Source organism: Ramlibacter cellulosilyticus, from assembly GCF_014297465.1.
Taxonomy (GTDB): domain Bacteria; phylum Pseudomonadota; class Gammaproteobacteria; order Burkholderiales; family Burkholderiaceae_C; genus Ramlibacter; species Ramlibacter cellulosilyticus.
In genome coordinates, this window is sequence record NZ_JACORT010000001.1 from 973,601 (window position 1) to 992,556 (window position 18,956).

Consider the following 18,956-nt stretch of genomic DNA (forward strand, 5'->3'; position numbering starts at 1 on the left):
AGCCATCCCAACTCCTGCTTCGTTGTTCTTGTCGGTGCGCGTTCTGGTTTCCAGAACGCAGTAACACAACGATACAGCTTCGCGGCGATGCCGTCCAACATCTCGCAGCAGTTCGGCGCGCGCAGGTCGCCGCCGTGCAACGAACCGCCGGCCCTTTACGAAGAAAGCCTGCCTTCGCTCAGGCCGGAGTGAAGGGCGGCAGTTCCCGCGTGCGGGAGGCCAGCAGCGCGAGGCCGCCGCTGAGGGCGGCCATCGCATAGGAGAAGCAGGCCACCGCCCGGCTCAGGCCCAGGTGGTCCGCCAGCCAGCCCACCGCCAGGATGGGAACGATGGTGCCGAGGTAGCCCACGACCATGTACGAGGCGAGCAGCCCCGCGCGCTGGGCGGGATGGGTGAGCTTGCCGATCACGGACATGCCGGCGACGTTGGCGAGGGCGTGGCCGAAGGAAGTCACCAGCACGCTCGCCGCGAAGAGCAGCGGGGTGCGGCTCGCGGTGGTCCACGCCAGCAGCAGGTTGCACGCGGCGAGCGACAGGCCGCCGGCGACCACGACCACCTTCGTGCGCCAGTTGCGCACGAGGAACTGGAAGGCCGAGGACAGGAAGAGGATGGCCGCGATGGTCGATCCGCTCACGGCCGGGCCGTGCCACGGGACCAGTTCGCGCATGAAGCTGGGCGCAAGCGACGCGTACAGGCTGAACATGCCGAACGCGCTGAACGCGCCGAGGCTGGCGATCCAGAAGTGGCGGCGCGCGTGCCGCGGGGGCAGGGCGATGCGTGGCAACCATTCGGCGACCGCCGCGCGCAGGCCGGCCGCGCGGGGGCCGGGCGCCGCAGGTGCCTGCGATGCATCGCGCAACCGGAGCAGCGCGCGCACGGCCAGCACGCCCATCGCGATGGAGGGCACGTACGCCGTCACGAGCGGCCACGGCATCCATTGCGCGATGAGGCCGCCCACGAGAGGCCCCATGCCGAATCCGAGCGTCATGGCCACCGTGGTGACCGCGGAGACGCGCCGCGGATCGCGGCCGGCGCCGACCTGCACCAGGCCCGTGGCGGCCGAGGTGCTGATCATCCCGGAAGCGACTCCGATCACCAGGCGCGCCGCCATGAACACGGGGACGTTGCCGGCCGCGGCGGAGAGGAGCACGCCCGCGGTCATGAGCGCCAGGCCGAGCCGCAGGTTGGCGAGGAAACCGAAGCGGGCGATCAGGCGTCCCATGAACAGCAGCGTCACGAGCACGCCGAACATGTAGACCACGAACACGTGCGTGATGTCGCTCGCGCGCAGGTTCCACGCCGCCTGGTACAGCGGATAGAGCGGGCTGGCGAGCGCCGTTCCCATGACCCCCACGCACATGGCGTAGCAGATCCAGAAGAACGGGGGCCAGGAGCGGGGCGGGGGCATGCGAGGGGAGGGGCGCGCGCGGCCGGGATGGCGCAGCGGGCACGGAGAAGAGCGGCGCAGCGGCGGATGCTAACCGCGAGGGCAATCCGCGCGCTGGCGCAGGGGCACTGCCTTGGCGGTGCTCGACGGCGCTACGGTTTGCGACAGATCCCCCGCCCGTGGGAATTGACAGGGCCGGATCCGGCGCCTAAACATCGCCTCCTCACTTCCAGGAGCGACGCCATGCAACGTCCTCTCCGCACCCTCCTGCTGCTCGCGGCCGCCACGGCATCCGGCCCGCTCCTCGCGCACGACGAAGACGGCAAGGGCGTCCTGGGCAAGGTGGACTTCGAGAACTCGTGCAGCCAGGCGGTGCAGGCGGACCTGCAGCGCGCCGTGGCCATGCTGCACTCGTTCTGGTTCCGCGAGGGCATGCAGACCTTCCGTTCGGTGCAGCAGCGCGACCCGGAGTGCGTGCCCGCCGCCTGGGGCATCGCATCGCTGCTGATGGACAACCCGCTGGCGGGCCAGGGTGCGTCTCCCAAGGGCGCCGAGGAGGCACAGGCCGCGATCGAGCAGGGGCGGCAATCGAAGCGCACCACGCCGCGCGAACGCGATTACCTCGAGGCCACGGCCGCCTACTACAAGGACTTCGGCGATCGCGCCGAGGCCGCCCGGCAACGCAGCCGGTCGGATGCCTACCTCGCGCTCGCGCAGCGCTACCCGCAGGACGACGAAGCGCAGATCTTCAGCGCGCTGTACCTGGCCGGCACGCAATCGCAGGCCGACCAGACGTATGCGGCCTACCTGAAGGCCGCCTCGGTGCTGGAGACGCAGTTCAAGCGGCACCCGGACCACCCTGGCGTCGCGCACTACCTCATCCACAGCTACGACGCGCCGCCGATCGCGGGCAAGGGGCTCGATGCGGCGAAGCGCTATGCGGGCATCGCGCCCGCGGCTCCGCATGCGCTGCACATGCCGTCGCACATCTTCACGCGGGTGGGGTACTGGTCGGAATCCGCGGCGACGAACCAGCGTTCGTTCGACACCGCGGTCGCGGACAAGGACGGCGATTCCGCCTTCCATGCCGCCGACTACATGGTCTATGCCTACCTGCAGCAAGGCAAGGACGCGCAGGCACAGGCCGCCCTCGACGCCGCCATGCGGGTCCGCGGCACGACGAACCCGACGCGGCTGGCGGCGCCCTATGCGGCCGCGGCCATGCCGGCGCGCATGGCGGTGGAGCGCGGCGACTGGAAGTCGGCCGCGCTGCTGAAGCCGGAAAGGACGCGCTTTCCCTTCGCCGATGCCATGACGCACTTCGCGCGCGCGATCGGCGCCGCCCGCTCGGGCGAGGTCGGCGTCGCGGAGCAGGAGGCGGAACAACTCGCCGCCCTGCACCAGGCCCTGCTCGATGCGAAGAATGCCTACTGGGCCCGCGAAGTCGAGGTGCAGCGGCTCGCCACCGCCGGCTGGATCGCCCATGCGCGGGGCAACGGCGAAGAGGCGCTGAAGTTCATGCGCGCGGCGGCCGACCTGGAAGACGGCAACGAGAAGCACATCGTGACGCCCGGGCGCGTGCTGCCGGCGCGCGAGCTGCTCGGGGACATGATGCTGGCGATGAACATGCCCGCGGACGCCTTGCAGGCGTACGAGATGTCGCAGGAGCGCGAACCGAACCGCTTCCGCGGCTACTCCGGCGCGGCACGCGCCGCCGCGGCGGCCGGCGACCGCCAGAAGGCCGCGGCCTACTACGCGAAGCTCGTCGCGCTGGCGAGCGACGCGGCGGCGAACCGGCCGGAGCTGGCGGAGGCGCGCCAGTTCACGGCGCAGAAGTGAAGCAGGCCCGCGCGCTCGTCGCCGCTGCGCTGCTCGCGGCGGCGGCACCGCTCGCCGTCGCGGTGGAGTCGGACCCGGTGGAGAAGGTCGCCTCCGATCCCGACGTGGTTGCCGCGCGCAAGGCGCACGATCGCGGCGACTGGAAGGAAGCCGTCGCGCGCCTGCAGCGCGCCGAGCGCCGCTTCCCGCGGGATGCGGACCTGCAGAACTCGCTCGGCTACGCGCTGCGGCAGGCGAAGGACTACGACGGCGCCTTCCGCCACTACCGCAAGGCGCTGCAGTTCGACCCGCGCCACCGCGGCGCGCACGAGTACATCGGCGAGGCCTACCTGCTCGTGGGCGACGTCGCATCGGCGGAGAAGCACCTGGCTTCCCTCAAGAGCATCTGCATGCTGCCGTGCGAGGAGATGCGGGAGCTGGAGAAGGCGATCGGGGAGTACAAGGCCCGCAAGCCATAGGACGCGCGATACATCTTGTGGCTCATTCGTCGGCGGGTCGCCTGGATTCGCCCCCACAATCGCCGCCCATGACGCCGCGCCGCCTTCCGCTCCGCCCTGACACTTTGCTTGCACACCGCGCGGTGCCCTTCGTTCCGGAGACCTACGTGTCGCAGGCCGGATGGGGGCAGAAGACGTTTGCCATCGCCACCCACGTGACCTGCCTGGGGCTGTTCGGGCTGGTGGTGGTCTGGCCGATCGCTTCGCCCCTGGCCAGCGGGGAGCTGGCGCGGGAATTCGCGCCCGTGCTGGAACTGCTGGTAGCCTGGGTGCGATGACCACGGACGCCACCCTGCAAGACAACGCGGAACGCCACCGCTTCGAGCTGCTCGTCGGCGAAGAGGTGGCGGCCTATTCGGAATACAACGTGCTGAAGAACGCGCTGCTCTTCACGCACACCGAGGTCCTGCCCGCGCACGAGGGCAAGGGCTTCGGCAGCCGCCTCGTTGCCTACGCCCTCGGGCAGGTGCGCGAGCGCGGCCTGCATGCGATCCCCGCCTGCCCCTTCGTCGCGGCCTACATCCGCAAGCATCCGGAGATGCTGGACGTGGTGAGCGAGGAGAGCCGGCGCGCTTTCGTGCGCTGACCCGCCCGCATCCTCCGTCCGGGAGATTCGCGCCACCTTCCGAAGGCACCCAATAGGGCGTCTCGCGGAAAGGTTGGAACATGCAAGTGCGAACTGCCGGCGTCCCTGCCGTCCTGCCGCAAAGCTGGCGCTGGTTCAGGCTCGCGTGCGCGCTCCTCCTCTTCGCCGGCCTCGCGTCGTGCGCCGGCGTGAAGCTCGTCGCCGACTACGACGCGGAGTCGGCGAAGGGCATCACCGATACCTCGGCCGAGGTCTTCGCCTTCTATGACAAGGTGATCGAGGCGAAGGCCAAGGCGGCCCCGGGCAAGCTGCCGTATGCAGGCTTCGCGGACGACTGGGGCCGCATCGAAACCCGCATCCGGGTGCTGGTGGTGCGCGAGGAGTCGCGGTCCCTGAACAGCGAATCGCAGCGCATCGCCCGCACGATCCTCGGGTTCTGGCAGAAGTACCGCGCCCGGCACCAGGGCACGGACGACTACAACGCAAGGCTGGCCGGCATCCACAGGGACCGATTCCAGCGGCTGTTCACGGCGGCGCTGGTGGCCGAAAAGGCCAAGGCACTGGCGACCGACGACAGCAACCCGGAAGAGGAATGAGGAGGAGCCACCATGGGCATCGAATTCGGCCCGATCCTGCAGAACGCCCTGGGCGCGGCGACCGACGCGGTGAAGAGCTCCGCCCCGCAGGTCGAGGACTTCCTGCGCGAGATCGCCAAGGGGCACGAAGCGGCGATCAAGTCCCTCGCGGATGCGCTCGCCGACGGCGACATCGACGAGGAGACGTTCAAGGACGAAATGGACGACGAGGCCAGGACGCTGCAGGCGGAACTGCAGGTGGTCGCGGTGATCAGCAACGCCATCGCGCAGCGTGCGATCAATGCGTTCCGCAAGGCACTCATCGACGGCATCACGGGCGCGATCAAGGCGGCGCTCTGAAAGCGACAGGAGAGGCGACGATGTCCACTGGAGACGATCTGCTGGCGGTGGCTGCGCAGCACCTGCAGGAACGCTACGTCCTGGGTGCGCGGGTGCCGAAGGACAATGCGGGCTGGACCGGCCCCTGGGACTGTGCCGAGTTCGCTTCCTGGTGCCTGTTCCAGGTGAGTGGAAAGCTGTTCGGCTGCGACCGCGTCGACAAGCCTGCGGTGGCGGATGCCTTCACCGGCTTCTGGAAGCGCGATGCCACGGCGGCGTCCTGCACCGTTCCGGTCGTGGTGGCGAAGGCGACGCGCGGGGCGTTCCTGCTGCGCTTTCCGGCGCCTTCCCTCATCGGCCATATCGCGATCTCCGATGGCAAGGGTGGAACGCTGGAGGCCCACTCCACTGCGACGGGAGTGATCCGGGGCAAGGTGGACGGTCGCCGCTGGGACGTCGGCGTGCTGCCGCCCATGATCCACTACGACGATCCGGAGATCCTGCAGCCGACGGTGCCGCCGGGCCTGGTGCTGCGGCTCCGGCAGCCCAACATGCGCGGCGCGCTCATCGAGCGCCTGCAGCGGGCCTTGCTGGCGCGAGGCTTTTCGCCGGGTGACATCGACGGCGCCTACGGGCCGCACACCGCTGCCGCGGTGCATGCCTTCCAGCTGACGGAAGGACTGCTGCCCGATGGCGAGGCGGGCGACAAGACGCTCAAGGCACTCGGGTTGCGGTAGGCCGGCTCAACGCCCGGGCGGCACCCGCCCCAGCACGCCCTCGACAGCCATCCCGATCGCCACCAGTCGCCGATCGCTCCCCGCCGGGCCATCGAGTTCCATCCCCACCGGCAACCGGCTCGTCGCACCCAGCCCGATCGGGATCTGCAGCCCCGGGATCCCCGCGTTGCTCCCCGGATCGGTGTTCTGGATGAACAGCAGGAAGTTCTCCACGCTGCTCGCCTGCGGGTTCGCGGCGGGCGCGACGTGCGGCACGGTGGGAAACGCGAGCGCATCGAGCCTGTGCGCCGCGAACGTGTCGGCGTACAGCCTGGCGAGCGCAGGGCGGTGCGTCTGCATGGCGGCGCGATAGACCGGCTCCGCATCCACCACCGTGTTGTTCGGGCCGGGCAGCTTGCGCGGGATCACGAGGCCCTCGTACGTGCCTTTCACGTCGGGGCTGGCGATCTGCGCGGCGAGCTGCTGGATGCTCACGCCCGTGCGATGGGTGGCCAGGTAGGCGGTGACGTCGTCGTAGGCCTCGTACAGCGCCACGGGGAAACCGACGTTGCCGTTCAAGGCCATCAGGGTCGGCAGGGGCACGTCCACGATCGTCACGCCCGCTGCGCGCAGCTTGGCGAGCGCCGCGTCGAAGGCGGTGCGCGTGTCGACGTCCAGGTTCGCCAGGAAGGGCTGCGCGACGCCCAGCCGCACCGAGCGCAACTCCGCGGCGTGCTCGGGCGCGGCGCCTGCGATCACCCGGTCCATTCGTTCGACGTCCGTCATCGCGACGGCCATCGGGCCTGCCGTGTCCCGTGTATGGGAGATCGGCAGGATGCCCGCGGCGGGATAGCGGCCGACGGTGGGGCGCAGCGAAGCACACCCGTTCACCGCGCAAGGGATGCGCACCGAGCCGCCGGTGTCGGTGCCGAGTCCCGCCAGGGCGATCCGCGCGCCGATGGCCGCCCCCGTGCCCGCGGAGGAGCCGCCTGCCATGCGCGAAGGATCGTAGGCATTGCGCACGCCGGGCTCGGGGCCCGTGTTGTATGCCGGGTTGTAGCCGGAGATGCCGAAGGCCAGTTCGTGCAGGTTGGTCTTGCCCAGGACGATCGCGCCCGCATCGCGCAGGCGCCGCAGCACCGGTGCGTCCTCGCCCGGCACGAAGCCGCGCAGCGCCGGCGTGCCGCCGGTGGAGGGCAGGCCCGCGGCATGGATGTTGTCCTTCACGACGATCGGCACGCCTTGCAACGGGAGGCAGGGCGCACCCGACGCGCGCCTCGCGTCGGCCTGCCGCGCCGCGGCCAACGCACCTGCTTCGTCGAGCGTGACGAAGGCGTTGAGGTGCATGCGGGCGCGGGCGCGTTCCAGCGAGGCCCGAACCAGCGCTTCGCTGGTGGTGCGGCCGCTGCAAACGGCGGCTGCAGCCTCGCTGGCCGTCAGTTGGTCGAGGGCCGGCGGCTGCGGCGACGGTGGCATGGCACCGCAACCGGACAGCAAGGCCGCCGCGGCGGCGAGATGCAAGGCAAGGCGGGGTTGCGACATGGGGCCTCCCTCATGCAGAGCGGGCCATCATGCGCGTGGGGCGCGGCGCGGGTCAATCGGGTCGCACCACTTTTGCACCGGAGGGAGGCGCGCTACCATCCGCGCCTCGACCCAGCAGCGGGAGGACCTCGGTGAGACGATCCATGCTCCATTGCGCGACCCTTCTTGCAGTTGCCACCGTGGCAGCCGGTGCGCCCCTGGCGGCCGGGGCCGCCGAGCCCGCCGGCATGTGGGCCCTGGCTGCCAGGGCGCCGATGCCACCCTGGCCCGCCGGCGACGAACGCGGCATGGCCAACGTGCTCGGCGAGCAGACCACCCGCCGTTGCGCCTGGCACATGTCGCGTCCGCATGCGCGCACCTACGAGGCCTCGTTCGAGCGCTCGAACACGATGCCCAAGTCGCCGTTCGCGCCGCCGTCCCTGAGCAAGCCCAAGCCCACCGCGGGCGTGCCGTTTTCCGCGCACGCGTTCAACAGCGAGGCCTTCGAAGCGGGCGCCGAGCCGCAGCAGCAGGGCACGCAGATCGACGCGCTGGGGCACTTCGCGTCCATCCAGAGTCCGTGGGATCCCAAGAACGCCTTCTCCGCCGACGGCGCCAGCTACTACGGCGGCTACAAGCAGCAGGACGTGAAGCCCACGCCGGACTCGCCCCTGCTCAAGCTCGGCATCGAGAAGATCCCGCCGCTCATCACCACCGCGGTGCTGCTGGACGCGCGCACGCAGGTGGGCAAGGGCCGGGCGATGGGGCAGGGCCAGCTCGTGACCGCCGCCGACATCGAAGCCATGCTCAAGGCGCAGGGTCTCGGCAGGCGCGGGCTGCTGCCTGGCGACATGGTCTGGATCTACACCGGCTGGAGCGAGAACTGGAAGGACCCGGCCGACGCGAACAGCCCTTACTACGCGATGGCCCCAGGGCTGTCCGTCGACGCGGCGAAGATGCTGGCCGGCAAGCGCATCGTCGCCGTGGGGCTCGACGTTCCCTTCATCGACCCCGTGCCCGAGGGCATGCTGCAAGGCAAGGCGCCGCCCGCGCCTGGCACCGAGCAGGGGCTGCCCTTCTCGATCCACCACTACATGCTGTCGGTGTACGGCATCCACCATCTCGAGAACCTCAACCTCGCCGCGATGGCAGCGGACAAGGTGTGGACCTCGTGCGCCATGGTGCTGCCCTCGCGTGACAAGGGCGCTGCCGGTGCCGTGATCCGCCCGGTGGCGATCGGGGTGCCCCACCAGCGCTGAGGCGCGCCGAGGCTCGCGTCTCCCTGAATTGACCACCCGGCGTGAATCGCTTAGGGTCGGCGCCAATACAAGGAGACCGAGACATGAAGCTGACGAGCCTTTGCAAGGCCGCCGTGATGGCCCTGGGCGTCGCCGCCGCCGCGGGCGCAGCGGCGCAGGAGACCACGCTTCGCCTGGTGAGCGCCTTCGCCGAGAACGGCATCTACGTGCAGCGCCTGCAGCCGTGGATCAACAAGTTCAACGCCGAAGGCAAGGGCGTGCTGCAGATCAACTTCATCGGCGGTCCCAAGGCCATGCCCCCCTTCGAGGTGGGCAACGCGGTGAAGACCGGCGTGGTGGACATGGCGCTGTCCACCGGCGCCTTCTACACCAACGTGATGCCCGAGGCCGACTTCCTGAAGCTCACGCAGGTCCCGGTGGCGGAGCAGCGCAGGAACGGCGCCTTCGACGCGATCAACAAGGTGTGGAACGAGAAGGCCAACATGCAGTACCTGGGCCGCATGGTGGAGAACCAGCCGTTCCACATCTACACGAACAAGAAGGTGGACAAGCCGGACCTGGCGGGCCAGAAGATCCGCATCACGCCGGTGTACCGCGACTTCTTCCAGGCGCTCAATGCCACGGTGATCACCACGGCGCCCGGCGAGGTCTACACCGCGCTCGAGCGCGGCGTGGTCGACGGCTACGGCTGGCCCATCGGCGGCATCTTCGACCTGAAGTGGGACGAGAAGACCAAGTACCGCATCGACCCCGGCTTCTACGACGCCGAGGTGTCGCTGATCATGAACCTGCCCGCGTACAACAAGCTCACGAAGGCGCAGCAGGACTACCTGCAGAAGCAGGTGCTGGCGCTGGAGGCGGAGAACGGCTTCTGGGCGAAGTACACCGCCGATGAAGTCGCCCGCCAGCAGAAGGCCGGCATCGAGACCATCAAGTTCGACCCGGCGACCAGCAAGGCCTTCCACGACAAGGCCTACCAGGTGGGTTGGGCCAGCGCCGAGAAGCAGAGCCCGGAGATCGCCCGGCGTTTCAAGCCGCTGTTCGCGCCCAAGTGACGGGGCGCCTCTCCGGCCTCTACGCCCGGTTGCTCGCCGCCCTCGCGCTGGGGGGGTGCGCCGTCATGTTCGCCATGATGATGGTCATCGTGGGCGACGTGGCGCTGCGCAACATCGCCGTGCCCGGCATGCCGCGCGGTCTCGCGTGGAGCAATGAGGTTTCCGAGCTGATGCTCTATCTCACCACGGTGCTGGTCGCGCCGTGGCTGCTGCGGCAGGGCCAGCACATCCGCGTGGACATCCTGCTCACGGCGCTGCCGCCGCGCCTGGCCTGGTACTTCGAATGGCTCGGTGACGTGATCGGCTTCGCCTGCTGCGTGTTCATGGCGTGGTACGCGACGCGTGCGGCGTGGGCCAGCTACACGGCGGGCGCGCTGAACATCAAGACGCTGGTGACGCCCGAGTGGTGGTCGCTGGCGCCGTTGCCGATCATGTTCGTGCTGCTGTCCATCGAGATGATGTTCCGCATGCACAGGCTGCAGGCCGACGAGCGCGGGCCGCGGCGCGACGCGGTGAGTGCGTCATGAGCGGTTGGGCGATCGCCGCGTGGCTGATGCTGGGGGGCTCCACTGTGCTGCTGTTCATCGGCATGCCGGTGGCGCTGACCTTCATCACCGTCAACATCGTCGGCGCGTTCCTGTACATGGGCGGCGAGGTGGGGCTCGCGCAGCTCGCGCGCAGCAGCGTAGGGTCGGTCACGGCCTTCTCGCTGACGCCCATCCCGCTGTTCGTGCTGATGGGCGAGATCCTGTTCCACACGGGGCTGGCGCTGAAGGTCATCGAAGGCATCGAGCGGTTGATCCGCCGTCTGCCGGGGCGGCTCGCCGTTGTGGCGGTGGTTGCGGGCACGGTGTTCTCGGCGATCTCGGGTTCGACCATCGCGACGACCGCGATGCTGGGTTCGCTGCTGCTGCCCGTGATGCTCTCCAAGGGCTACCACCCGACGCTCGCGACGGGGCCCATCATGGCCATCGGCGCGGTGGACATGCTGATCCCGCCGTCGGCACTGACGGTGCTGCTCGGTTCGCTCTCGGGCATCTCCATCTCCAAGCTGCTGATCGGCGGCGTGCTGCCGGGCGTGATCCTCTCGGTCGCCTTCGTGCTGTGGATCGTGCTGCGGGTGCGGATCACGCCGTCGCTGGCACCGGCCGCGGAGGAGCAGCCAGAGTACGTCGGGTGGGAGCGCTGGAAGCCTTTCTTCGGCTACGTGCTGCCCACGCTGTCGATCTTCGGCGTGGTGGTGGGTGCGCTGGCCGCGGGCTGGGCCACCCCGACCGAGTGCGCGGCGCTGGGCGCCTTCGCCACGCTGGTGCTGGCGCTGCTCTATCGCGCGCTCAGCTTCGACGCGCTGCTGAAGGCACTGAAAGGCACGGCGGGCATCAGCGGGATGATCCTGTTCATCATCCTGGGCGCCACGACCTTCGCGCAGATCCTGTCCTTCTCCGGCGCCAGCAACGGGCTGGTGCAGATGATCACGGGAAGGGGCTGGTCCACGGAGATGATCGTCGTCGGCATGATGCTGGTGCTGATCTTCCTGGGCATCTTCGTCGACCAGGTCAGCATGATGATGATTACGCTGCCGATCTTCATGCCCATCGTGCAGAACCTGGGCATCGACCCGGTCTGGTTCGGCGTGATGTTCCTGATCTGCATGCAGCTCGGGCTGCTGCTGCCGCCGCACGGGCTGCTGCTCATGACCATGCGCGGCGTCGCGCCGCCGGCGGTGACCATGGGGCACATCTTCCGCGCCGTGGTGCCTTACGTGGTCATGAGCCTGCTGCTGCTGGCGGCGGTGTTCTGGATCCCGCGGATCGCGACGGCGCTGCCGAAGTGGATGGGGTGAGCCAGAGGGCGCGGAGGGCGCGCCGCAGCTCTTCCCGGTAGACCGGTGAATCGTGCAGGTCGTTGTGGTCCGCGCCGGGCACCACGAGCACGCGCGCGGCGGGAAGCACTTCCTGCAGCTTGCGCAGGTGGTGCGCGCCGATCAGGCGATCGTCCTGAGCATGCACCAGCAGCACGGGCCCGGCGATCCGGGGCAGGTGGCTTTCGGTCTCCAGCGGATAGCGAAGCAGCGCACCCGGCACCCACGGGTAGAACTCCGAAGCCAGTGCGCGGAAGCTGGTGTAGGGCGAGACGAGCACCGTGAGATCCGGCGCGTGCCCCTGGGCACTGAGCTCCTGCGCGAGGTCCGCGGCCAGCCCGGTGCCGAGCGAGCGCCCGTACAGCACGATCTTGCGCCCGCGGTACTCGGGCGCGACCTGGTTCCACACGGCGCGAACGTCGTCGCGCAGTTGCTGCGCGCTCGTGATGCGGCCGGTGCTCTTGCCGAAGCCGCGGTAGTCGGGCATCACGAGGTCGTAGCCGGCCTCGCGGTAGAAGTCCGCGTTGGAGAACCAGCCTTGCAGGTTGCCGGCGTTGCCGTGCAGGAAGAAGACCACGCCTTTCGCGCCGGGGCGTTGGAGGTGCAGCACGGAGAGGCGCGCGCCAGGCACATCGACCGTGCGCTCGCGGATGTCCGGCGCGGTGGCCAGGGGCTGGTCAGCGGGAAGCGGCACGGGGTAGAAGAGCAGGGCTTCCTGCCGCCACCAGAGGAAGGCGAGGACCAGCGCGTAGCAGGCGAGTGCGACGGAGGCGAGGAGGAGAAAGGCCAAAGGCGTCCTGGACACGGGTCGAGCCTAATGGATGGGAGCCTCTACCGGGCGGCGCGCTTGCCCGCCTTCACCTGCGCGAACAAGTCATACAGCTGCTGCGCCGCGGGCGACAGCGTCCGGCCCCGGCGCCGGATCAATCCCACCGTGCGCTGGACCACCGGATCCACCAGCGGCACGCTTACCAGGATGGGGTGGTCCTTCCCCGGCATCGCCATCGCCGGCACGGCCGCGACGCCGAGGCCCGCTTCCACGAGGCCGAGCGCGGTGGTGACGTGCTGCGCCTCGTAGATCGCTTGCGGACGCTTCGCGACTCCGGCGAGCGCCTGGTCCAGCACCACGCGGTTGCCTGAAGATCGGCCCACCGAAACGTAGTCGTACTCGCTCAACTGCGCCCAGCTCACGCGGCGCTGCTTCGCCAGCGGATGGTCGCGCCGGCATGCGGCGACGAAGCGCTCTTCCACCAGCGGCTCGAATTCGAGCTCGCCCTCCTGCGAGCCGATGAAGTTCAGCCCGAAGTCGGCCTCGCTGCGTGCCACGGCGGCCAGCACCTCGTTCGCACCCGCATCGAGCACCTTCACGCGCACGCGCGGCGACTGCTGGTGGTACAGCCGGATCACGTGCGAGAGGTAGTAGTAGACGGTGGACGGCACGCAGGCCACCGTCACCTCGCCCATGCGCGTCGCGCTTCCTCCGCGGATACCCACCAGCGTGGCATCGAGGTCGTCCAGAAGTTCGCGCACCTTGCGTTCGAAATCGCGGCCGACGGCCGTGAGCGTCACCCGCCGCGTGTTGCGTTCCAGCAGCCGCACGCCGAGCGCCTGTTCCAGCTTGTCGATGCGGCGGCTGAAGGCCGGCTGCGACAGGTGCACCGTCTCGGCCGCCTTGCGGAAATTGCTCAGCTCCGCGACGGTGCGGAAGGCTACCAGGTCGTTCAGGTCGAAGTTCATCGCCATGGCGAGCCCCTTTCATTGATGTGCGTCGGGCATCAGTTGATCTTAAAGATGCAATTCACTTTGGCAATGGCGGCGCCGATCATTCCGTCCATGCAACGAACGATCCCCTGTGTCCTGATGCGCGCCGGCACCTCGCGCGGCCCGTTCTTCCTGCGCGACTGGCTGCCGGCGGACGAAACCGCCCGGGACGAGGCGCTCATCGGTGCGATCGGCGCGTCGGACCTGCTGCAGGTGGACGGCGTCGGCGGCGGCAGCACGCTGACGAGCAAGGTGGCGATCGTGTCCCGCTCCGCCCAGGAAGGTTGCGACGTCGACTACCTGTTCGCGCAAGTGGGCGTCGGCCAGAAGTCGGTCGACACGCGGCCGAACTGCGGAAACATGCTGTCCGGCGTCGCTCCCTTCGCGATCGAGCAGGGGCTCGTGCCGGCCCGCGACGGCGAGACGACCGTGCGCGTGTTCAACGTCAACACCCGCTCGCGCATCGACGTCACCGTGCAGACGCCGGGCCGGCGCGTGCGCTACGAGGGCGACACCGGCATCGACGGCGTCGCCGGCACGGCCGCTCCCATCCGGCTGAACTTCCTCGACGCCTGGGGCGCGGTGACGGGCTCGCTCTTTCCCACGGGGCACCGCATCGACGTCATCCAGGGCGTCGAGGTGAGCTGCATCGATGCGGCCATGCCGCTCGTGATCCTGCGCGCCCGCGATCTGGGGCTGACCGGGCGCGAATCGCCCGCTGATCTCGACGCACACACCGCGCTGCTCGCGCGCATCGAGGCGATCCGCTGCGCCGCCGGCGAGGCCATGGGCCTGGGCGACGTCTCGGGCAGCGTCGTCCCGAAGCCCGTGATCGCGAGCGAGGGGGACGATGCCGACAGCGTCACCTCCCGCTACTTCACGCCACGCCGCTGCCATGCATCGCACGCCGTCACCGGGGCCATCGGGGTCGCGACCGCCTTCGCGCTGCCCGGCACGGTGATCAGCGGCCACACCCGTCGCACGGGCGTCCGGTCGATCGCGGTGCTGCATCCGCAGGGGCGCATCGAGGTCGAAGTGGCCGTCGAAGGCACCGGCGACGGCGCGCGCGTGCAGCGCGCCGCGCTCGTGCGCACCGCCCGAAAGATCCTGCAGGGCGACCTGCACCTCCCCCCGTACGTGTTCTCGAAAGTTCCCGAAGGAGACAAATCCATGAAGCGCCTGATCGCTCCCGCCGTCGCGGCCGTCCTCGCCACCGCCGCTCCGCTGGCCATCGCCTACCCCGACAAGCCGATCACCATCGTGGTGCCCACGGCGCCCGGCGGCGGCAACGACGCCATGGCGCGCATCATCGGGCAGAAGCTCGGGCCGCTGCTGGGCCAGACGGTGATCGTCGACAACCGCGCCGGCGCCAACGGCGCGATCGCCAGCGAGTTCGCCGCCCGTGCCGCGCCCGACGGCCACACGCTCATGTTCGGCTACATCGCCACGCATGCGATGAACCCCGCGCTGCAGAAGCTGCGCTACGACCCGGTGGCCGACTTCGCGCCGGTGGGCCTGGTGGGCTGGTCGCCCACGCTGATGGTGGCCAACACCGGCGTGCAGGTGAAAGACGTGAAGGACCTCGTCGCGCAACTGAAGGCCAAGCCGGACAAGTACACCTACGCCTCCGCCGGCAACGGCACGGCACCCCACTTCGCCGCGGAGCTGTTCAAGCTGAATACGGGCGTCGTGATGCTGGGCGCCCCGTACAAGGGCTCGGCGCCGGCGATCACGGACACGATCGGCGGGCAGACGCAGTTCATGTTCCCCAGCCTCTACACGGCCCTGCCGCACGTGAAGGCCGGCAAGCTCCGCGCCCTGGCTGTGGCGGGCCCGCAGCGCTCGCCGCTGCTGCCCGACGTGCCGACGCTGAAGGAGATGGGCATCGACGGCGTGGATGTCCGCCAGTGGTACGGGTTCTTCCTGCCGGCCAAGACCCCGAAGCCCATCGTGGACCAGGTGAACAAGGCCTTGAACCAGGTGCTCGCGGACAAGGAGGTCGTGAAGCGCCTGGCCGACCACGGCGCGGAGGTGGAGACGAGCACGCCGGAGCAGTTCGGCGCGCTGGTGAAGAGCGAGCTCGCCAAGTGGAAGAGCGTGGTGCAGCGGGCGAAGCTCACCGCGGACTGAGGAACGGAGATGGAAACGTCCCTGGACGAACTGCGGGCCTGGATCGGCCGCACGGAGACGGTCGGCGACACCATCGGTGCCACGCCCGTCAAGGCACTCGATGCCACCCTGGACCATCCCCCGCGGCCGGTGGAGCAGGGGACGCCCCTCCCGCCGCTGTGGCACTGGCTGTATTTCCTGCCGCTGCACCGGCAAAGCGAGATCGGCCCCGACGGCCACGCGAAGCGCGGAGGCTTCCTGCCGCCGGTGCCGCTGCCGCGGCGCATGTGGGCCGGCAGCCAGTTCGAGTTCCGCTCGCCCGTGCGCGTGGGCGATGTCGTGGAGCGCACGTCGACGATCGCCGACGTCTCGCTGAAGGAAGGCCGCACCGGCAGGCTCGTCTTCGTGAAGGTGCGGCACGACGTCCGATGCAACGGCGCCGCCGACCCCGCGATCGTGGAGTTCCACGACATCGTATACCGCGAGGCCAGGCGGCCGGACGAGGTCGAGCCCGCCCCGCAGCGCGCCGAGACGGGTGCCAGCTGGCGACGGCAGGTCGTCCCGGACGACGTGCTGCTGTTCCGCTACTCGGCGCTCACCTTCAACGGCCACCGCATCCACTACGACCGCAAGTACGTGACCGAGGTGGAGGGCTACCCGGGGCTGATCGTGCATGGCCCGCTCATCGCCACGCTGCTGCTCGACCTGCTGCGCCGGCAGGACCCGCAGGCCGACGTCGCCAGCTTCCGCTTCAAGGCGGTGCGCCCGACGTTCGACCTGCATCCTTTCCACGTGAACGGGGAGCGCGCTGCCGACGGCAAGAGCGTGCGCCTCTGGGCCTCGGACCACGAGGGCTGGCTCACGATGGATGCGGCGGCCACGCTGCGGGGGGCCTGACATGCAGCCATTGAAGGGCCTCACCGTCGTCACCATCGAACACGCGATCGCGGCGCCATTCGCCACGCGCCAGCTGGCCGATCTCGGCGCACGCGTGATCAAGATCGAGCGACCGGGCTCGGGCGATTTCGCCCGCGGCTACGACCAGCGGGTGCGGGGCCTGGCTTCCCACTTCGTGTGGACCAACCGCTCGAAAGAGAGCCTGACGCTGGACGTCAAGCATCCCGAGGCCGCCAAGGTGCTGGAGCGGCTCGTCATCGAGAAGGCCGATGTCGTCGTGCAGAACCTCGCGCCCGGAGCAGCCGCGCGGCTGGGGCTGGCGTACGAGAGCAGCTCTCCAGGCGCAAGCCGGGCCTCATCGTGTGCGACATCTCGGGGTACGGCGACGACCCGCACAACCCCGGCCCCTACCGGGACAAGAAAGCGTACGACCTGCTGATCCAGAGCGAGGCGGGCTTCGTGTCGGTCACAGGCACGCCCGAAGAGCCGTGCAAGGCGGGCCCGTCCATCGCGGACATTGCCGCGGGCATGTACGCGTACACCAATATCCTCGCGGCCTTGCTGCAGCGGGCGCAGACCGGCAAGGGCCAGCGCATCGACATCTCCATGCTGGAGTCGCTCGCGGAGTGGACCAGCTACCCGCTGTACTACGCCTTCGACGGTGCCGAGCCGCCGCCGCGCACCGGTGCCAGCCACGCCACGATCTACCCTTACGGCCCGTTTCCCGCCGGCGACGGCGGCGTGGTGATGCTGGGGCTGCAGAACGAGCGCGAGTGGGTGGCGTTCTGCGAGAAGGTGCTGCGGCAACCCGCCCTCGCCACCGATCCGCGCTTCACGGCCAACTACAAGCGGGTGGCGGAGCGCGAGGCGTTGCGCGCCATCATCGTCGAGGCGTTTTCATCGCTCACCAGCCCGCAGGTCCTGGAGCGGCTGGAAGCCGCTCAGATCGCCAACGCGCAGGTCAACACGATGCGCGAGGTGTGGTCGCATCCGCAGCTGCAGGCTCGTGGACGCTGGACGGAGGTCGGCTCGCCGCAAGGTCCCCTGCCGGCCATGCTGCCGCCCGGCAGCTGGGACGTGGGCCCGCGCATGGATCCGGTGCCCGGACTCGGGGAACACACGGACGCGATCCTCGCGGAGCTGGGATACAACGCCAGGCAGATCGAGGCGCTGCGCACCGCGCAGGCCGTTTGAAGGAACAAGCACCATGGCCTCCACCATCATCGACTCGCGCATCTTCGGCGACATGTTCAGCGACGCGCGCATGCGCGACGTGTGGTCCGACGAAAACCGCACCGCCAAGTACCTCGACATCGAGCGGGCCCTCGCGAAAGTGCAGGGCGCGCTCGGCATCATCCCGAAGGAGGCGGCCGCGGAGATCGTGAAGAACTGCGAGCTGTCGCGGATCGACTGGGCGAAGCTCAAGGCCAAGACCGAGCAGATCGGCTATCCCATCATCGCCGTCGTCAACCAGATCAACGCCAACTGCCGCGACGGACTGGGCGAGTTCTGCCACTGGGGCGCGACCACCCAGGACATCACCGACACGGCCACCGTCCTGCAGATCCGCGAGAGCCTCGCGCTCGTGGAGCAGGACCTCGACGAGATTGGCGACGCGCTCGCCGCGCTGGCGCGCAAGTACCGCGACACGCCCGTCATCGGACGCTCCAACCTGCAGCAGGCCACGCCCATCACCTTCGGCTACAAGATGGCGTCGATCCTGGCGGGGATCGATCGGCACCGCGAGCGGCTGCAGCAGTTGAGGCCGCGCGTCCTGATGGGTGAGTTCGGTGGCGCGTCGGGAACGCTGTCGTCGCTCGAGAAGGGCGCGATGGAGACGCAGGCCGCGCTGATGCAGGAGCTGGGCCTCGCCCAGCCGCTGATCTCGTGGCACACGGTGCGCGACACGATCGCCGAAGTGGGCGCCTTCCTGGGGCTGGTGGGCGGCTCCCTCGGCAAGATCGCGATGGACGTCAAGCTGATGATGCAGACCGAAGTCGCGGAGGTGTTCGAGCCGTTCGCGCCGGGCCGCGGTTCGTCGTCCACCATGCCGCAGAAGCGCAATCCGATCTCCTGCCTCTACATCCATGCGAACGTTTCCGTCGCGCGCCAGCATGCCGCCGCGCTGATGGACGCCATGGTGGCCGACCACGAGCGTTCCACCGGGCCGTGGGAGATCGAATGGGTGGTGCTGCCGGAGATCTTCTGCCTGATGTCCGGAGCGCTGAAGCAGGCGAAGTTCGTCCTGAAGGGGCTCGAAGTGGACGCGGCGCGCATGCGCAGGAACATCGACATCACGAACGGCCTCGTGATGTCGGAGGCCGTGATGATGGGCCTGGGCCCCTATATCGGCCGCGAGTACGCCCACGACCTCGTGTACGACCTGTGCCGCCAGGCCATCGCGGAGGACCGGCCCCTGATCGACATCCTGGCGGCGCACCCGGAAATCGCGAAGCACGTCTCGCGGGCCCAGCTGGAGGTGTTCTGCGATCCGGGCAGGAACCTCGGCCAGGCCGGCGTGATGGTCGACCGCGTGCTGGCTGCGCGCGGCTGA

General features: G+C 69.4%; 18 protein-coding genes and 2 pseudogenes. 16 read left to right on the forward strand and 4 right to left on the reverse strand.

All coding sequences use genetic code 11. The features are described 5' to 3' along the window. Positions 1-178: 178 nt before the first annotated feature. Complete coding sequence (locus H8N03_RS04885; protein ID WP_435531648.1) at positions 179-1,408, reverse strand: MFS transporter; 1,230 nt, start codon at positions 1,406-1,408, stop codon at positions 179-181. A 222-nt stretch (positions 1,409-1,630) separates the two neighbouring features. On the opposite strand from H8N03_RS04885, the gene H8N03_RS04890 reads away from it, so the two are divergent. The 7 genes from H8N03_RS04890 to H8N03_RS26175 all read left to right on the forward strand — a co-directional run bounded on the left by H8N03_RS04890 (position 1,631) and on the right by H8N03_RS26175 (position 5,960). Further along, positions 1,631-3,226, forward strand: a complete 1,596-nt coding sequence (locus tag H8N03_RS04890) for a tetratricopeptide repeat protein (RefSeq protein WP_187074974.1) — start codon at positions 1,631-1,633, stop codon at positions 3,224-3,226. Continuing rightward, on the forward strand, positions 3,223-3,684 hold the full coding sequence (locus tag H8N03_RS26595; protein WP_187074975.1) for a tetratricopeptide repeat protein: 462 nt from the start codon (positions 3,223-3,225) through the stop codon (positions 3,682-3,684). The genes H8N03_RS04890 and H8N03_RS26595 overlap by 4 nt, the downstream gene beginning before the upstream one ends. A 122-nt stretch (positions 3,685-3,806) precedes the next feature. Next, a complete protein-coding gene (locus H8N03_RS04900) occupies positions 3,807-4,001 on the forward strand; it encodes a hypothetical protein (protein WP_222622803.1) in 195 nt (64 codons plus the stop codon). Then, a complete protein-coding gene (locus H8N03_RS04905) occupies positions 3,998-4,309 on the forward strand; it encodes a GNAT family N-acetyltransferase (protein WP_187074977.1) in 312 nt (103 codons plus the stop codon). The genes H8N03_RS04900 and H8N03_RS04905 overlap by 4 nt, the downstream gene beginning before the upstream one ends. A gap of 80 nt (positions 4,310-4,389) precedes the next feature. Beyond that, positions 4,390-4,905, forward strand: coding sequence for a hypothetical protein (locus H8N03_RS04910; protein WP_187074978.1), 516 nt, complete (start codon positions 4,390-4,392; stop codon positions 4,903-4,905). 12 nt (positions 4,906-4,917) lie between these two features. Beyond that, a complete protein-coding gene (locus H8N03_RS04915) occupies positions 4,918-5,244 on the forward strand; it encodes a hypothetical protein (protein ID WP_187074979.1) in 327 nt (108 codons plus the stop codon). A gap of 20 nt (positions 5,245-5,264) precedes the next feature. Next, positions 5,265-5,960: a peptidoglycan-binding domain-containing protein gene (locus H8N03_RS26175; RefSeq protein WP_255428033.1), complete on the forward strand. Its 696-nt coding sequence runs from the start codon at positions 5,265-5,267 to the stop codon at positions 5,958-5,960. A 6-nt stretch (positions 5,961-5,966) separates the two neighbouring features. On the opposite strand, the gene iaaH is transcribed toward H8N03_RS26175, so the two are convergent. After that, complete coding sequence (gene iaaH / locus H8N03_RS04925) at positions 5,967-7,481, reverse strand: indoleacetamide hydrolase (protein ID WP_187074980.1); 1,515 nt, start codon at positions 7,479-7,481, stop codon at positions 5,967-5,969. Positions 7,482-7,660: 179 nt separating this feature from the next. Between iaaH and H8N03_RS04930 the strand changes: the two genes are divergently transcribed. The 4 genes from H8N03_RS04930 to H8N03_RS04945 all read left to right on the forward strand — a co-directional run bounded on the left by H8N03_RS04930 (position 7,661) and on the right by H8N03_RS04945 (position 11,617). Beyond that, entirely contained in the window at positions 7,661-8,719 is a 1,059-nt protein-coding gene (locus tag H8N03_RS04930; protein ID WP_187074981.1) for a cyclase family protein, read from the forward strand. Between the two features lie 83 nt (positions 8,720-8,802). Further along, the gene (dctP, locus tag H8N03_RS04935) at positions 8,803-9,774 is read left to right on the forward strand and encodes a TRAP transporter substrate-binding protein DctP (protein WP_187074982.1); all 972 of its coding nucleotides are present in this window, start codon (positions 8,803-8,805) and stop codon (positions 9,772-9,774) included. A 65-nt stretch (positions 9,775-9,839) separates the two neighbouring features. Beyond that, complete coding sequence (locus H8N03_RS04940; protein ID WP_187074983.1) at positions 9,840-10,301, forward strand: TRAP transporter small permease; 462 nt, start codon at positions 9,840-9,842, stop codon at positions 10,299-10,301. Continuing rightward, positions 10,298-11,617 carry a TRAP transporter large permease gene (locus tag H8N03_RS04945; protein ID WP_187074984.1) on the forward strand — a complete coding sequence of 440 codons (1,320 nt, stop codon included), beginning with the start codon at positions 10,298-10,300 and terminating at the stop codon, positions 11,615-11,617. The genes H8N03_RS04940 and H8N03_RS04945 overlap by 4 nt, the downstream gene beginning before the upstream one ends. Here H8N03_RS04945 and H8N03_RS04950 read toward each other — a convergent pair. Further along, a complete protein-coding gene (locus H8N03_RS04950; RefSeq protein ID WP_187074985.1) occupies positions 11,541-12,425 on the reverse strand; it encodes an alpha/beta hydrolase in 885 nt (294 codons plus the stop codon). The genes H8N03_RS04945 and H8N03_RS04950 overlap by 77 nt on opposite strands. A gap of 41 nt (positions 12,426-12,466) precedes the next feature. Beyond that, complete coding sequence (locus H8N03_RS04955) at positions 12,467-13,378, reverse strand: LysR family transcriptional regulator (RefSeq protein ID WP_187074986.1); 912 nt, start codon at positions 13,376-13,378, stop codon at positions 12,467-12,469. 90 nt (positions 13,379-13,468) lie between these two features. On the opposite strand from H8N03_RS04955, the pseudogene H8N03_RS26675 reads away from it, so the two are divergent. From H8N03_RS26675 to H8N03_RS04975, 5 genes and pseudogenes are all read left to right on the forward strand, one after another. Further along, positions 13,469-14,515, forward strand: a pseudogene (locus tag H8N03_RS26675) (4-oxalomesaconate tautomerase); the annotation flags it as partial. A 51-nt stretch (positions 14,516-14,566) separates the two neighbouring features. Further along, positions 14,567-15,526: a tripartite tricarboxylate transporter substrate binding protein gene (locus H8N03_RS26680; RefSeq protein ID WP_290428153.1), complete on the forward strand. Its 960-nt coding sequence runs from the start codon at positions 14,567-14,569 to the stop codon at positions 15,524-15,526. A 9-nt stretch (positions 15,527-15,535) separates the two neighbouring features. Further along, positions 15,536-16,402, forward strand: a complete 867-nt coding sequence (locus tag H8N03_RS04965; protein ID WP_187074988.1) for an HTD2 family dehydratase — start codon at positions 15,536-15,538, stop codon at positions 16,400-16,402. Position 16,403: 1 nt separating this feature from the next. Continuing rightward, positions 16,404-17,596 (forward strand): annotated as a pseudogene (locus H8N03_RS04970) (CaiB/BaiF CoA transferase family protein). Positions 17,597-17,609: 13 nt separating this feature from the next. After that, complete coding sequence (locus H8N03_RS04975) at positions 17,610-18,956, forward strand: class-II fumarase/aspartase family protein (RefSeq protein ID WP_187074989.1); 1,347 nt, start codon at positions 17,610-17,612, stop codon at positions 18,954-18,956.

What these genes read in the sequence shown, in the direction of transcription:
- H8N03_RS04885 (WP_435531648.1), bottom strand. Translation starts at nt 1,408, where the DNA reads ATGCCCCCGCCCCGCTCCTGGCCCCCGTTCTTCTGGATCTGCTACGCC.
- H8N03_RS04890 (WP_187074974.1), top strand. Translation starts at nt 1,631, where the DNA reads ATGCAACGTCCTCTCCGCACCCTCCTGCTGCTCGCGGCCGCCACGGCA.
- H8N03_RS04905 (WP_187074977.1), top strand. Translation starts at nt 3,998, where the DNA reads ATGACCACGGACGCCACCCTGCAAGACAACGCGGAACGCCACCGCTTC.
- H8N03_RS04910 (WP_187074978.1), top strand. Translation starts at nt 4,390, where the DNA reads ATGCAAGTGCGAACTGCCGGCGTCCCTGCCGTCCTGCCGCAAAGCTGG.
- H8N03_RS04915 (WP_187074979.1), top strand. Translation starts at nt 4,918, where the DNA reads ATGGGCATCGAATTCGGCCCGATCCTGCAGAACGCCCTGGGCGCGGCG.
- H8N03_RS26175 (WP_255428033.1), top strand. Translation starts at nt 5,265, where the DNA reads ATGTCCACTGGAGACGATCTGCTGGCGGTGGCTGCGCAGCACCTGCAG.
- iaaH (WP_187074980.1), bottom strand. Translation starts at nt 7,481, where the DNA reads ATGTCGCAACCCCGCCTTGCCTTGCATCTCGCCGCCGCGGCGGCCTTG.
- dctP (WP_187074982.1), top strand. Translation starts at nt 8,803, where the DNA reads ATGAAGCTGACGAGCCTTTGCAAGGCCGCCGTGATGGCCCTGGGCGTC.
- H8N03_RS04940 (WP_187074983.1), top strand. Translation starts at nt 9,840, where the DNA reads ATGTTCGCCATGATGATGGTCATCGTGGGCGACGTGGCGCTGCGCAAC.
- H8N03_RS04945 (WP_187074984.1), top strand. Translation starts at nt 10,298, where the DNA reads ATGAGCGGTTGGGCGATCGCCGCGTGGCTGATGCTGGGGGGCTCCACT.
- H8N03_RS04955 (WP_187074986.1), bottom strand. Translation starts at nt 13,378, where the DNA reads ATGGCGATGAACTTCGACCTGAACGACCTGGTAGCCTTCCGCACCGTC.
- H8N03_RS26680 (WP_290428153.1), top strand. Translation starts at nt 14,567, where the DNA reads ATGAAGCGCCTGATCGCTCCCGCCGTCGCGGCCGTCCTCGCCACCGCC.
- H8N03_RS04965 (WP_187074988.1), top strand. Translation starts at nt 15,536, where the DNA reads ATGGAAACGTCCCTGGACGAACTGCGGGCCTGGATCGGCCGCACGGAG.
- H8N03_RS04975 (WP_187074989.1), top strand. Translation starts at nt 17,610, where the DNA reads ATGGCCTCCACCATCATCGACTCGCGCATCTTCGGCGACATGTTCAGC.